General features: G+C 53.7%; 9 protein-coding genes. 5 read left to right on the top strand and 4 right to left on the bottom strand.

Annotation, left to right across the window (positions count from 1 at the left end; genetic code table 11):
• Positions 1 to 11 precede the first annotated feature (11 nt).
• From K7H21_RS23370 to aroP, 3 genes are all read right to left on the bottom strand, one after another.
• The gene (locus K7H21_RS23370; protein WP_087828458.1) at positions 12 to 962 is read right to left on the bottom strand and encodes a glycoside hydrolase family 43 protein; all 951 of its coding nucleotides are present in this window, start codon (positions 960 to 962) and stop codon (positions 12 to 14) included.
• On the bottom strand, positions 962 to 2,368 hold the full coding sequence (locus K7H21_RS23365) for a glycoside-pentoside-hexuronide (GPH):cation symporter (protein WP_142445999.1): 1,407 nt from the start codon (positions 2,366 to 2,368) through the stop codon (positions 962 to 964). Before K7H21_RS23365 ends, K7H21_RS23370 begins: the two co-directional genes overlap by 1 nt.
• 176 nt (positions 2,369 to 2,544) lie before the next feature.
• Positions 2,545 to 3,915, bottom strand: a complete 1,371-nt coding sequence (aroP, locus tag K7H21_RS23360) for an aromatic amino acid transporter AroP (protein ID WP_087828456.1) — start codon at positions 3,913 to 3,915, stop codon at positions 2,545 to 2,547.
• A 652-nt stretch (positions 3,916 to 4,567) separates the two neighbouring features.
• Between aroP and pdhR the strand changes: the two genes are divergently transcribed.
• From pdhR to K7H21_RS23335, 5 genes are all read left to right on the top strand, one after another.
• Entirely contained in the window at positions 4,568 to 5,347 is a 780-nt protein-coding gene (gene pdhR, locus K7H21_RS23355; protein WP_004098632.1) for a pyruvate dehydrogenase complex transcriptional repressor PdhR, read from the top strand.
• Between the two features lie 241 nt (positions 5,348 to 5,588).
• Positions 5,589 to 8,252: a pyruvate dehydrogenase (acetyl-transferring), homodimeric type gene (gene aceE / locus K7H21_RS23350; protein ID WP_004129009.1), complete on the top strand. Its 2,664-nt coding sequence runs from the start codon at positions 5,589 to 5,591 to the stop codon at positions 8,250 to 8,252.
• 14 nt (positions 8,253 to 8,266) lie between these two features.
• On the top strand, positions 8,267 to 10,162 hold the full coding sequence (gene aceF, locus K7H21_RS23345; RefSeq protein ID WP_223035399.1) for a pyruvate dehydrogenase complex dihydrolipoyllysine-residue acetyltransferase: 1,896 nt from the start codon (positions 8,267 to 8,269) through the stop codon (positions 10,160 to 10,162).
• Positions 10,163 to 10,369: 207 nt separating this feature from the next.
• Positions 10,370 to 11,794, top strand: coding sequence for a dihydrolipoyl dehydrogenase (lpdA, locus tag K7H21_RS23340; protein WP_004098637.1), 1,425 nt, complete (start codon positions 10,370 to 10,372; stop codon positions 11,792 to 11,794).
• 162 nt (positions 11,795 to 11,956) lie between these two features.
• A complete protein-coding gene (locus K7H21_RS23335; RefSeq protein WP_004129013.1) occupies positions 11,957 to 12,241 on the top strand; it encodes a hypothetical protein in 285 nt (94 codons plus the stop codon).
• Between the two features lie 50 nt (positions 12,242 to 12,291).
• On the opposite strand, the gene K7H21_RS23330 is transcribed toward K7H21_RS23335, so the two are convergent.
• The gene (locus K7H21_RS23330) at positions 12,292 to 13,092 is read right to left on the bottom strand and encodes a DUF2950 family protein (protein WP_004129015.1); all 801 of its coding nucleotides are present in this window, start codon (positions 13,090 to 13,092) and stop codon (positions 12,292 to 12,294) included.
• Between the last annotated feature and the right edge of the window lie 4 nt (positions 13,093 to 13,096).

Here is a 13,096-nt window from a genome sequence, read left to right as displayed (position 1 = left end):
AGGCAGGACTTTTAATACGTGTCTGCTGCCGGGATGCCGAAATCAGGCATCCCGTTTTCTTGCCAGCGAATGAGCTTCAGGCGCGTATGACGATTTGGATCGTACAGCGGGTCGCCTTCTATTTCGGTGTAGTTACGCGCGTGGTACACCAGCACATCTTCTCTTTCCGGCGTCTGCGTAAAGCTATTGTGCCCGGGCCCATACTGACGATTCTCATAGCTGGTGCGGAATACCGGCTGCGGCGCTTTATGCCAGTTTTCTGGCCGGAGCGGGTCGGCGTTAATGTCTATCCACAGTAAGCCCATGCAGTAGTTTTCATCGGTAGCGCTGGCGGAATAGCTAACGAACAGCTTGTCGCCGTGGAAAAGCACCGCCGGGCCTTCGTTCACCATGAAACCGCGACACTCCCAGTCGAACTCGGGTTTGCTCAACATCACCGGCTTGCCTTTTAGCGTCCACGGGTTTTCCAGCTCAGCCAGATAGAGGTTGGTGTTGCCTTTAATGTCAGGGTCTTTTTGCGCCCACAGGTACCACTGTTTGCCCTGATGACGGAAAGTGGTGGCATCCAGGGCAAAGGTGTCAAACGGCGTTTTTACCTGGCCTTTTACCTGCCATTTACCGGTTAACGGATCGCTGTCCGCGCATTCAAGCGCAAACATACGGTGCTGGAACATCCCCAGTTCATCCAGGTCGTGCGTGTGGGTCGCCGCAAAGTAGATGTACCATTTTTCGTCAATCTCATGCAGCTCCGGCGCCCATATGAGCTGACTCATCGGGCCGCTGTCCGGTTTACGCCAGACGACCACCGGCTGCACGTCGCGCAGGCCTTCAAGAGTTGCGGAGCGGCGGATTTCCAGACGGTCGTACTCCGGCACCGAAGCAATAAAGTAGTAGCTATCCTGATGGCGCAGAATATACGGGTCCGCGCGTTGTTCAATAAATGGGTTTGGCCAGTTTTTCATTACGCTTTCCTTACATGTTCGCCGGTTTTCAGTTCCTGATAGTCATTGAGCTCGCTATAGTTGACCCGGCGCTTCTCGAGGTCAGACTGAATTTGCCTCATAAATTCACGGTTAACCTTCAGCATACGCACCACTCCCGCGGTAATCAGATAGCCGACGCCGGGGATAACGCTGAATAGCAGTACGATACCGTTAATCGCGGATGCGCTTTGCTGTTTCGCGCCGGCATCGTAACCGTACCAGGAGAGGAGAAAGCCAACCATCGCCCCGGCGATAGCCAGACCGACCTTCAGGAAGAACAGGTTGCCGGAGAAGCTGATGCCGGTGATGCGTTTGCCGGTCTTCCATTCACCGTAGTCGTCAACGTCGGCCATTAGCGACCAGTGCAGCGGTGAGGGGATCTGATGCAGAACATTCAGCAGGAAGTAGAGCGCCATGATCATCATGGTGGCGTGCGGGTCGAAGAAATAGAACGCGCAGGAGAAAACGGCCAGTACGATATTGGTCCAGAAAAACACCTGCAGTTTACACCAGCGGTCGGTCAGAACTTTTGCCAGCATACTACCGATCATCATCCCGACCACGCCAAGGCTGATAAACAGCGTCGCGAAGTGGGTGCTTTGTTGCATAACCCAGGTGACGTAGTACATGGTGGCGGCCATGCGAATAAAGCCCGGACAGACGTTGCAAAGCGTTAACAGCAGGATGCGAACCCACTGGTCGTTTTTCCAGACGTCTTTTAGATCTTTTTTCAGCTCGTCGTTGGTCTGGACAGCGGGTTTTACGCGTTCACGGACGGTGGCAAAGCAGAAAAGGAACATGCACATACCGATAAACGCCAGCACGGTCATCGCCATCTGGTAGCCTTTGGCTTTATCCTCACCACCGAACCAGTCCGCCATCGGCAGTAGCGTAAGGGAGAGCAGGAGTGTGGCAATACCGACCATCACGAAGCGATAGGACTGGCAGGCCACGCGTTCCTGCGGGTCATTCGTAATCACGCTACCTAATGAGCAGTAGGGGATGTTAATCGCGGTATAGGTCAGCGAGAGCAGGAAGTAGGTGACGAAAGCATAGATAACCTTGCTATTGTACGTCCACTCCGGCGTGGTAAACATCAGCACGCTGAACAGCGCATACGGGAAAGCAATCCACAGCAGCCATGGACGAAAGCGCCCGTATTTACTGCGGGTACGGTCGGCCATAGCCCCCATAATCGGATCGGTAACTGCATCAATAACGCGTACGGAGAGCAGCAATACGCCTACCAGCGCCGGCGCGAGACCAAAAATATCCGTATAAAAATAGTTAACAAACAACATGATGGCGCCGAATATGATGTTGCATCCGGCGTCACCCATCCCGTAGCCTATTTTTTCTTTAACTGAAAGCTTATTGCCATTCATCGCAGCGATCTCCCCGTGGCGGTATGGAGAGAATTATTAGCCGGGTAATGGACTAATGCGTTGCAGGATAGGGTTAACGATATGGATAAATCGGTTGTCAGGGATAAAATGTGAAGCAGGTAACAATGCACTGTGTCCGCCAACGGCGGGCGGACACAGGTTGTAGAGATGCAGGATTACGCTTTAATGGCGCTGGCGGTTTTCTGTTTAAACAGGTAGCCGACGCCGAGAACGGCAATCCACACCGGGATAAGGTAGACAGAAATCGCCATGCCAGGGGTCATCAGCATGATCACCAGTACTCCCGCCATGAACAGCAGGCAAATCCAGTTACCCAGCGGATACAGCAGCGCCGGGAAGCGGGTAACCACGCCCTGCTGCTGCTTAGCGCGACGGAATTTGATGTGCGCCAGGCTGATCATCGCCCAGTTGATCACCAGGGCGGAAACTACCAGCGCCATCAGCAGACCAAACGCGGATTCCGGCGCGAAGTAGTTTATCAGGACGCACAGCGCGGTGACCACAGCGGAGACGAGGATAGTGTTAACCGGTACGCCGCGTTTATCAACGCTCATTAGCGCTTTTGGCGCGTTACCCTGCTGGGCCAGGCCGAACAGCATCCGGCTGTTGCAGTAAACGCAGCTGTTATACACCGACAGCGCCGCGGTCAGGACCACGATATTCAGGGCGTTAGCGACAAAGGTATCGCCCAGCTCATGGAAAATCAGGACAAACGGACTGGTATCGGCGGTCACGCGGCTCCACGGCAGCAGAGAGAGCAGAACGGCCAGCGAGCCCACATAGAAAATCAGAATACGGTAGATAACCTGGTTAGTGGCTTTTGGAATGCTTTGCTCCGGGTTATCCGCTTCTGCGGCGGTAATACCCACCAGCTCCAGACCGCCGAACGAGAACATAATAATCGCCATCATCATCACCAGCCCGGTGAAGCCGTGCGGCAGGAATCCGCCTTGCTCCCACAGGTTGCGTACGGTGGCCTGCGGGCCGCCGTTGCCGCTAAACAGCAGCCAGCCGCCGAACAGGATCATCGCCACGACGGCGACGACTTTGATGATCGCGAACCAGAACTCCATCTCGCCAAACACTTTGACGTTAGTCAGGTTGATCGCGTTGATGGCGATAAAGAAAATGGCCGCAGAAACCCAGGTGGGAATTTCCGGCCACCAGAACTGGACGTATTTCCCGACCGCGGTCAGCTCAGCCATCGCGACCAGCACGTAAAGCACCCAGTAGTTCCAGCCGGAAGCGAAACCTGCAAAGCCGCCCCAGTATTTGTAGGCAAAATGACTAAATGAACCGGCCACCGGTTCTTCAACGACCATCTCGCCCAGCTGACGCATAATCAGGAAGGCAATAAAACCGGCAATTGCGTAGCCCAGAATGATACCGGGACCCGCGTTTTGGATGACGGATGCGCTACCGAGAAACAAACCGGTACCGATAGCGCCTCCCAGCGCAATAAGCTGAATATGGCGGTTTTTAAGGCCGCGCTTAAGCCGATCGCCATGCTGTTGACCTTCCATCATGAAACCTCGTGTGTGGTTATGGTTATTATGTTTGTCCGCGTCATCCTTCAGGTGACTTCTTCGCTGTCCGTCCCTGCCTGATAGCATAGTCAGCGAAATTTCACTGAGCCTGCGCTCCGTTCTGCCCCGAATGATGCAACGCACATATTGTTGTGTTTGTGTAATTATCAAATTCCGTTGATGTACTTATTTCTTTACGCAAGGCGGAGGGGGAATTCATGAAAAGGCCTTTCGTATCATGGAGAATAGTGATAAGCGCCGCTGAATGCACCTGCTTTATGAAGGGATGATGACGATGCGAGCAAAAAGAAACCATTTGTAAATCACACCTCAATATTCCGCACCTGTCTATTATTTGCTACTTATTCGCTTTCATTGAATTAATATTCACCAATTGGTGAGTTGAATCGGTTCAGATAGCGTAATTTTTCGTTTCTATTACGTTAACGCTACCTCTTTGTGAGTAAACACAACATTTGTGCAAGGTTACATTTTTGAAATGTTATTTCTGTAAGGTTGTTAAAACGTGCCGGGTTTAATGATTTCAATCAAAACCTGTATGGACAGAAGGTGAATACTTTGTTACTTTAGCGATACGAACTATGAATTGGTAAGACCAATTGACTCCGGGCTAATGGCAGAGACAGGGAATATGGCCTACAGCAAGATCCGCCAACCAAAACTATCCGATGTGATAGAGCAGCAGCTGGAGTTTTTAATCCTTGAGGGGACGTTGCGCCCCGGTGAAAAACTCCCGCCAGAACGTGAACTGGCAAAACAGTTCGACGTTTCCCGTCCCTCGCTCCGTGAGGCTATTCAACGCCTCGAAGCTAAGGGCTTGTTGCTTCGTCGCCAGGGGGGCGGAACGTTTGTGCAAAGCCGCCTGTGGCAGAGCTTCAGCGACCCGCTGGTAGAGCTACTGTCCGACCACCCTGAATCCCAATTCGATCTGCTGGAAACCCGTCACGCGCTTGAAGGCATCGCGGCTTATTACGCGGCGCTGCGCAGCAACGATGAAGATCGCGAACGTATTCGCGAGTTGCATCAGGCCATTGAGCGGGCTCAGCAGTCCGGCGATCTTGACGCCGAATCCGATGCCGTCGTCCAGTATCAAATTGCCGTCACCGAAGCGGCGCACAATGTGGTGTTGCTCCATCTACTACGCTGTATGGAGCCGATGCTGGCCCAGAACGTTCGCCAGAATTTTGAATTGTTGTACGCCCGTCGGGAGATGCTCCCGCAGGTCAGCAATCATCGTACTCGCATTTTTGAGGCGATAATCGCCGGGGAACCGGAGCAGGCGCGTGAAGCGTCGCATCGTCACCTGGCGTTCATTGAGGAAATTTTGCTGGATCGTAGCCGTGAGCAGAGCCGTCGTGAACGCTCACTGCGTCGTTTACAGCAACGAAAAGATGAGAACTCCGGTTCTTAAGCGCCATTTTTAGAGCGCGGCAACTAAACGCAGAACCTGTCTTATTGCACTTTTAGTTGTTCAAAATAATTTTGGGTGTATCGCGGCGGCAAGCGCGCGAATCCCCGGGAGCATAGTGAACTATGTGACTGGGATGAGGAAGCGAAGCCAACAAAGAGACAGCCAGAAGTATGAAGAACAAAGAGCGCAATGGGACAGGTTCCAGATTAATCAACGATTAGATAGATAAGGAATACCCCCCATGTCAGAACGTTTACCAAATGACGTGGATCCGATCGAAACTCGCGACTGGCTACAGGCGATCGAATCGGTCATCCGTGAAGAAGGTGTTGAGCGCGCTCAGTATCTTATTGACCAACTCCTTTCTGAAGCCCGCAAAGGCGGGGTGAAAGTGGCTGCTGGCGCATCGACCGGCGGTTACGTAAACACTATTGCCGTTGAAGATGAGCCGGAATACCCGGGGAATCTGGATCTGGAACGTCGTATCCGTTCTGCGATCCGCTGGAACGCGATTATGACCGTTCTGCGCGCATCGAAAAAAGATCTCGAACTGGGCGGCCACATGGCTTCCTTCCAGTCTTCCGCAACCTTCTACGAAGTGTGCTTTAACCACTTCTTCCGCGCACGCAACGAGCAGGACGGCGGCGACCTGGTTTACTTCCAGGGCCACATCTCTCCGGGCGTCTACGCGCGTGCTTTCCTGGAAGGTCGTCTGACTGAAGAGCAGATGAACAACTTCCGTCAGGAAGTTCACGGTAAAGGTCTGTCCTCTTACCCGCACCCGAAACTGATGCCGGAATTCTGGCAGTTCCCGACCGTTTCTATGGGCCTGGGCCCAATCGGCGCGATTTATCAGGCTAAGTTCCTGAAATATCTGGAACACCGTGGTCTGAAAGATACCTCCAAACAAACCGTTTACGCCTTCCTGGGCGACGGTGAGATGGACGAGCCGGAATCCAAAGGCGCGATCACCATCGCGACTCGTGAGAAGCTGGACAACCTGGTCTTCGTTATCAACTGTAACCTGCAGCGTCTTGACGGCCCGGTTACCGGTAATGGCAAGATCATTAACGAACTGGAAGGCATCTTCGGTGGTGCTGGCTGGAACGTCATTAAGGTTATCTGGGGCGGTCGCTGGGATGAGCTGCTGCGTAAAGATACCAGCGGTAAACTGATCCAGCTGATGGAAGAGACCGTTGACGGTGACTACCAGACCTTCAAATCCAAAGACGGCGCCTACGTGCGTGAGCACTTCTTCGGTAAATATCCGGAAACCGCAGCGCTGGTCGCCGACTGGACTGACGAGCAGATCTGGGCCCTGAACCGCGGCGGCCACGATCCGAAGAAAGTCTATGCTGCACTGAAAAAAGCGCAGGAAACCAAAGGCAAAGCTACCGTCATTCTCGCCCATACCATTAAAGGTTACGGCATGGGTGACACTGCTGAAGGTAAAAACATCGCCCACCAGGTTAAGAAGATGAACATGGACGGCGTTCGCTACGTCCGCGATCGTTTCAATGTGCCGGTTGCCGATGCGGATATCGAAAAACTGCCGTACGTGACCTTCCCGGAAGGTTCCGAAGAGCACACCTATCTGCACGCCCAGCGTCAGAAACTGCACGGCTATCTGCCGAGCCGTCAGCCGAACTTCGATGAGAAGCTGGAGCTGCCGACTCTGGAAGATTTCGGGCCGCTGCTGGAAGAGCAGAATAAAGAGATCTCTACCACTATCGCGTTCGTTCGTGCCCTGAACGTGATGCTGAAGAACAAATCCATCAAAGACCGCCTCGTGCCGATCATCGCCGATGAAGCGCGTACCTTTGGTATGGAAGGTCTGTTCCGTCAGATTGGTATCTACAGCCCGAACGGCCAGCAGTACACCCCGCAGGACCGTGAGCAGGTTGCATACTACAAAGAAGACGAGAAAGGCCAGATTCTGCAGGAAGGTATCAACGAACTGGGTGCTGGCGCATCCTGGCTGGCTGCTGCGACCTCCTACAGCACCAACAACCTGCCGATGATCCCGTTCTACATCTACTACTCTATGTTCGGGTTCCAGCGTATCGGCGATCTGTGCTGGCAGGCTGGTGACCAGCAGGCTCGCGGCTTCCTGATCGGTGGTACTTCCGGTCGTACGACGCTGAACGGCGAAGGTCTGCAGCACGAAGATGGCCACAGCCATATTCAGTCTCTGACTATCCCGAACTGTATCTCTTACGATCCGTCTTATGCATACGAAGTTGCGGTCATCATGCACGATGGTCTGGAGCGTATGTACGGTGAGAAACAAGAGAACGTTTACTACTACATCACCACGCTGAACGAAAACTACCACATGCCGGCCATGCCAGCAGGTGCCGAGGAAGGTATCCGTAAAGGTATCTACAAACTCGAAACCGTTGAAGGTAGCAAAGGTAAAGTTCAGCTGCTGGGCTCCGGTTCTATCCTGCGTCACGTTCGTGAAGCAGCGCAGATCCTGGCCAACGACTACGGCGTAGGTTCTGACGTTTATAGCGTCACCTCCTTCACCGAACTGGCGCGCGATGGCCAGGATTGTGAACGCTGGAACATGCTGCATCCGCTGGAAACGCCGCGCGTTCCGTACATCGCTCAGGTGATGAATGATGCTCCGGCAGTCGCATCGACTGACTATATGAAACTGTTCGCTGAGCAGGTTCGTACTTACGTACCGGCCGATGATTACCGCGTACTGGGTACCGACGGCTTCGGTCGCTCTGACAGCCGTGAAAACCTGCGTCACCACTTCGAAGTTGACGCTTCCTACGTGGTGGTAGCAGCGCTGGGCGAACTGGCTAAACGTGGCGAAATCGATAAGAAAGTGGTTGCGGAAGCCATCACTAAATTCAACATCGATGCAGATAAAGTTAACCCGCGTCTGGCGTAAGAGGTAAAAGAATAATGGCTATCGAAATCAAAGTACCGGACATCGGGGCTGATGAAGTTGAAATCACCGAGATTCTGGTCAAAGTGGGCGACAAAGTTGAAGCTGAACAGTCGCTGATCACCGTAGAAGGCGACAAAGCCTCTATGGAAGTCCCGTCTCCGCAGGCTGGCGTCGTTAAAGAGATCAAAGTCTCTGTCGGCGACAAAACCGAGACCGGTAAACTGATCATGATTTTCGATTCCGCCGATGGTGCAGCAGCCGCTGCACCTGCGCAGGAAGAGAAGAAAGAAGCCGCTCCGGCCGCCGCAGCACCGGCAGCCGCCAGCGCGAAAGAAGTTCACGTACCGGATATCGGCAGTGATGAAGTTGAAGTCACGGAAATCATGGTGAAAGTGGGCGACACCATCGCCGCTGAACAATCCCTGATCACCGTAGAAGGCGACAAGGCTTCTATGGAAGTTCCGGCGCCGTTCGCCGGCACCGTGAAAGAGATCAAGATCAACACCGGTGACAAAGTGTCCACTGGATCCCTGATCATGATCTTTGAAGTGGCAGGCGCTGCGCCTGCCGCGGCGCCGGCAAAAGCGGAAGCTGCTCCGGCTGCTGCTGCTGCACCGGCAGCTTCAGGCGCTAAAGAAGTTCACGTACCGGATATCGGCGGCGATGAAGTTGAAGTGACTGAAGTGATGGTGAAAGTGGGCGATAAAATCGCCGCTGAACAGTCACTGATCACCGTTGAAGGCGACAAAGCTTCCATGGAAGTGCCTGCGCCATTCGCGGGTACTGTGAAAGAGATCAAAATCAGCACCGGCGACAAAGTCTCCACTGGCTCCCTGATTATGGTCTTCGAAGTGGAAGGCGCTGCGCCTGCCGCAGCTCCGGCTGCCGCGGCTGCTCCGGCACCTGCTGCTGCACCGGCTCAGGCGTCTAAACCTGCTGCGGCTCCTGCTGCAAAAGCGGAAGGCAAATCTGAGTTCGCTGAAAACGACGCTTACGTTCACGCAACGCCGCTGATTCGTCGTCTGGCGCGCGAGTTCGGCGTCAACCTGGCGAAAGTGAAAGGTTCCGGTCGTAAAGGCCGTATCCTGCGCGAAGACGTTCAGGCCTACGTGAAAGAAGCGGTTAAACGCGCTGAAGCCGCGCCTGCTGCTACCGGTGGCGGTATCCCGGGCATGCTGCCGTGGCCGAAAGTGGACTTCAGCAAGTTTGGTGAAGTGGAAGAAGTTGAACTGGGCCGCATCCAGAAGATCTCTGGCGCTAACCTGAGCCGTAACTGGGTGATGATCCCGCACGTTACGCACTTCGACAAAACCGATATCACCGATCTGGAAGCGTTCCGTAAACAGCAGAACGCCGAAGCTGAGAAGCGTAAGCTGGACGTGAAATTCACTCCGGTGGTCTTCATCATGAAAGCCGTTGCCGCGGCGCTTGAGCAGATGCCGCGCTTCAACAGCTCCCTGTCTGAAGATGCACAGCGTCTGACGCTGAAGAAATACATCAATATCGGCGTGGCGGTTGATACCCCGAATGGTCTGGTTGTTCCGGTCTTTAAAGACGTGAACAAGAAGAGCATTACCGAGCTGTCTCGTGAACTGACCGTGATTTCCAAGAAAGCGCGTGATGGTAAGCTGACCGCTGGCGAAATGCAGGGTGGTTGCTTCACTATCTCCAGCATCGGCGGCCTGGGTACCACCCACTTCGCACCGATTGTGAACGCGCCGGAAGTGGCTATCCTCGGCGTGTCCAAGTCCGCGATGGAGCCAGTATGGAATGGCAAAGAGTTCGTGCCGCGTCTGATGATGCCGATCTCTCTGTCCTTCGACCACCGCGTGATCGACGGTGCTGATGGTGCGCGCTTTATCACCATCATCAACAATATGCTGAGCGACATTCGCCGCCTGGTGATGTAAGCAAAAAGCCGGCCTGACGGCCGGCTTTTTTCTGGTAATCTCTTCTGCGTTTTGAAGTTACCAGCAATAAAGGACAAAATCGTTTGCCGTTTGTTGTTTCAAAATTGTTAACAATTTTGTAAAATGCTTGCGGATAGAACGTCCCGGTGGACATGGGCGTAAAAACAATAGCGTCAGACCCGCCGGATACAAATAACAGAGGTCATGATGAGTACTGAAATCAAAACTCAGGTCGTGGTACTTGGGGCAGGCCCCGCAGGTTATTCTGCTGCCTTCCGTTGCGCTGATTTAGGTCTGGAAACCGTCATCGTAGAACGTTACAGCACCCTCGGCGGTGTTTGCCTGAACGTCGGCTGTATCCCTTCTAAAGCACTGCTGCACGTTGCTAAAGTTATCGAAGAAGCGAAAGCGCTGGCCGAACACGGCATCGTTTTCGGTGAGCCGAAAACCGACATTGACAAGATTCGCACCTGGAAAGAAAAAGTCATCACTCAGCTGACCGGTGGTCTGGCTGGCATGGCCAAAGGGCGTAAAGTGAAGGTGGTTAACGGTCTGGGTAAATTTACCGGCGCTAACACCCTGGAAGTGGAAGGCGAAAACGGCAAAACCGTGATCAACTTCGACAACGCTATCATCGCGGCGGGCTCCCGTCCGATCGAACTGCCGTTCATTCCGCATGAAGATCCGCGCGTATGGGACTCCACCGATGCGCTGGAGCTGAAAACCGTACCAAAACGCCTGCTGGTTATGGGCGGCGGGATCATCGGTCTGGAAATGGGTACCGTATACCATGCGCTGGGTTCAGAGATTGACGTGGTTGAAATGTTCGACCAGGTTATCCCGGCAGCAGATAAAGACGTGGTGAAAGTCTTCACCAAGCGCATCAGTAAGAAATTTAACCTGATGCTGGAAACCAAAGTGACCGCCGTTGAAGCGAAAGAAGACGGTATCTACGTTTCCATGGAAGGCAAAAAAGCCCCGGCTGAAGCGCAGCGCTATGACGCCGTGCTGGTGGCTATCGGTCGCGTGCCGAACGGTAAAAACCTTGATGCTGGTAAAGCAGGCGTTGAAGTTGACGAGCGTGGTTTTATCCGCGTTGACAAACAACTGCGTACCAACGTGCCGCACATCTTTGCTATCGGCGATATCGTCGGTCAGCCGATGCTGGCGCACAAAGGCGTTCACGAAGGCCACGTTGCAGCCGAAGTTATCGCCGGCATGAAGCACTACTTCGACCCGAAAGTTATCCCGTCCATCGCCTATACCGAGCCGGAAGTTGCATGGGTTGGCCTGACGGAGAAAGAAGCGAAAGAGAAAGGCATCAGCTACGAAACCGCCACCTTCCCGTGGGCTGCTTCTGGCCGTGCTATCGCTTCCGACTGCGCTGACGGTATGACCAAACTGATTTTCGACAAAGAATCTCACCGCGTTATCGGCGGAGCGATTGTTGGCACCAACGGCGGCGAGCTGCTGGGCGAAATCGGTCTGGCGATCGAAATGGGCTGTGACGCTGAAGATATCGCGCTGACCATCCACGCTCACCCGACTCTGCACGAGTCCGTTGGCCTGGCGGCAGAAGTCTTCGAAGGTAGCATCACCGACCTGCCGAACGCGAAAGCGAAGAAAAAGTAAGTTTTTCTTTCAGGCAAAATCAAAAAGCGGCTCAGTGAGCCGCTTTTTTTATAGTTGATGTTTAGAACTGTGTCGCCATTAATAAAAGTGCATACCTTATTAATTCTCAAAAAATAATAACTATATAAACTTATAGGTAGTTAACTATGCGTGAGGTATGCGATGAAAAGGCTTTTAACCACCACTCTGCTGGCGGCAACGTTGGCCTCTGGTATGGCCTACGCGGCGGATGCCGCGATTCCCTGGGCTGATAACAGCGGCGGTACCGAAAGCACCCATATTGCCGCTATGGGCCAGGATTTGAATAGGCAACATCAGCAAATAACGAAGACCAGCGAAGGCGTATGGGCGGCGAACTCCGGTAGCATCAGCGCTGATGAAGCGGCGTTGACCAGCACTAAACCGGCTTTTGCCGGCTACCCGTCTCTGATGCCCCATCAGGGCTAAGCCAATGTAGTGATATTGCCCGGCAGCGCCATCGCGCGCCGGGCATTTTACTATTGATGGATGGCCTGCCAGCCGGAATCAGGCGAAAATTGAGAAATCGCCAGCGCCTTGCTCTGCGTTTCATCACCTAAATTAGCCTGAAAAACCTCATCATTTTGGTCAACCATAAAGCTCATGATACCGGTTTTTCCCCATTCAACCGGCCATGCCAGCAGGGCGACCCCCTGATTCTCGCCGTCTTTAATTATGCGGAAACGGTAGCCGTGATAGCCCTCGCCGGGTTCTATGGGACTAAATGCCGGTCCTAACGGGCTGGGCGCTTCACCGGGAGCGGTTGGCCAGTAGAGGCCATCTTTCTTGCCATCACTGCTGATAATCTTCTGCGCCCAGGTGTGGTTTAACCGATAGAAATCTTGCTGGGCATCAACGTAAGCATGCATTGCCTGAATGGCTGACAGCTCATTGCGGCCAATGGCGCGAGTCAGGATCTCATCTTCAGCAGCGGCCATGTCAAAACGCCAGCCGCTCTTATCCTGAATTATGGGGATCGGTAGCCGCCATGCTTCCTGACCCACCTCCAGCCAGGCGCTATCCTGTTGCTGAACGATACGATGGCTCACTTTCCAGTCACGTTGAAAGCGATCGACGGCGTCAGGGGCAATGCCATCCGGCGGTAAAAACTGCTGCCAGCTATCGCCGAGCAGCCCGTTGAGCGCTGATTCATCATGCTTGCCGATCGCCTCGACCAGCGCGCTGGCGGCCAGTTCCGGAGAGGTAAACTGCTGTTGAGCCAACGATATAGCGGGTGCCAGGGTCAGGGCCAGCAGAGTCATTGTTAATAATTTTTTCATCTGA

The sequence above is a fragment of the Klebsiella sp. CTHL.F3a genome (genome assembly GCF_019890895.1).
GTDB lineage: Bacteria > Pseudomonadota > Gammaproteobacteria > Enterobacterales > Enterobacteriaceae > Klebsiella > Klebsiella grimontii.
The sequence above is the reverse complement of the archived record's forward strand: the minus strand, read 5'-3'. Positions and strand labels throughout refer to the sequence as shown.

What these genes read in the sequence shown, in the direction of transcription:
- K7H21_RS23370 (WP_087828458.1), bottom strand. Translation starts at nt 962, where the DNA reads ATGAAAAACTGGCCAAACCCATTTATTGAACAACGCGCGGACCCGTAT.
- K7H21_RS23365 (WP_142445999.1), bottom strand. Translation starts at nt 2,368, where the DNA reads ATGAATGGCAATAAGCTTTCAGTTAAAGAAAAAATAGGCTACGGGATG.
- aroP (WP_087828456.1), bottom strand. Translation starts at nt 3,915, where the DNA reads ATGATGGAAGGTCAACAGCATGGCGATCGGCTTAAGCGCGGCCTTAAA.
- pdhR (WP_004098632.1), top strand. Translation starts at nt 4,568, where the DNA reads ATGGCCTACAGCAAGATCCGCCAACCAAAACTATCCGATGTGATAGAG.
- aceE (WP_004129009.1), top strand. Translation starts at nt 5,589, where the DNA reads ATGTCAGAACGTTTACCAAATGACGTGGATCCGATCGAAACTCGCGAC.
- aceF (WP_223035399.1), top strand. Translation starts at nt 8,267, where the DNA reads ATGGCTATCGAAATCAAAGTACCGGACATCGGGGCTGATGAAGTTGAA.
- lpdA (WP_004098637.1), top strand. Translation starts at nt 10,370, where the DNA reads ATGAGTACTGAAATCAAAACTCAGGTCGTGGTACTTGGGGCAGGCCCC.
- K7H21_RS23335 (WP_004129013.1), top strand. Translation starts at nt 11,957, where the DNA reads ATGAAAAGGCTTTTAACCACCACTCTGCTGGCGGCAACGTTGGCCTCT.
- K7H21_RS23330 (WP_004129015.1), bottom strand. Translation starts at nt 13,092, where the DNA reads ATGAAAAAATTATTAACAATGACTCTGCTGGCCCTGACCCTGGCACCC.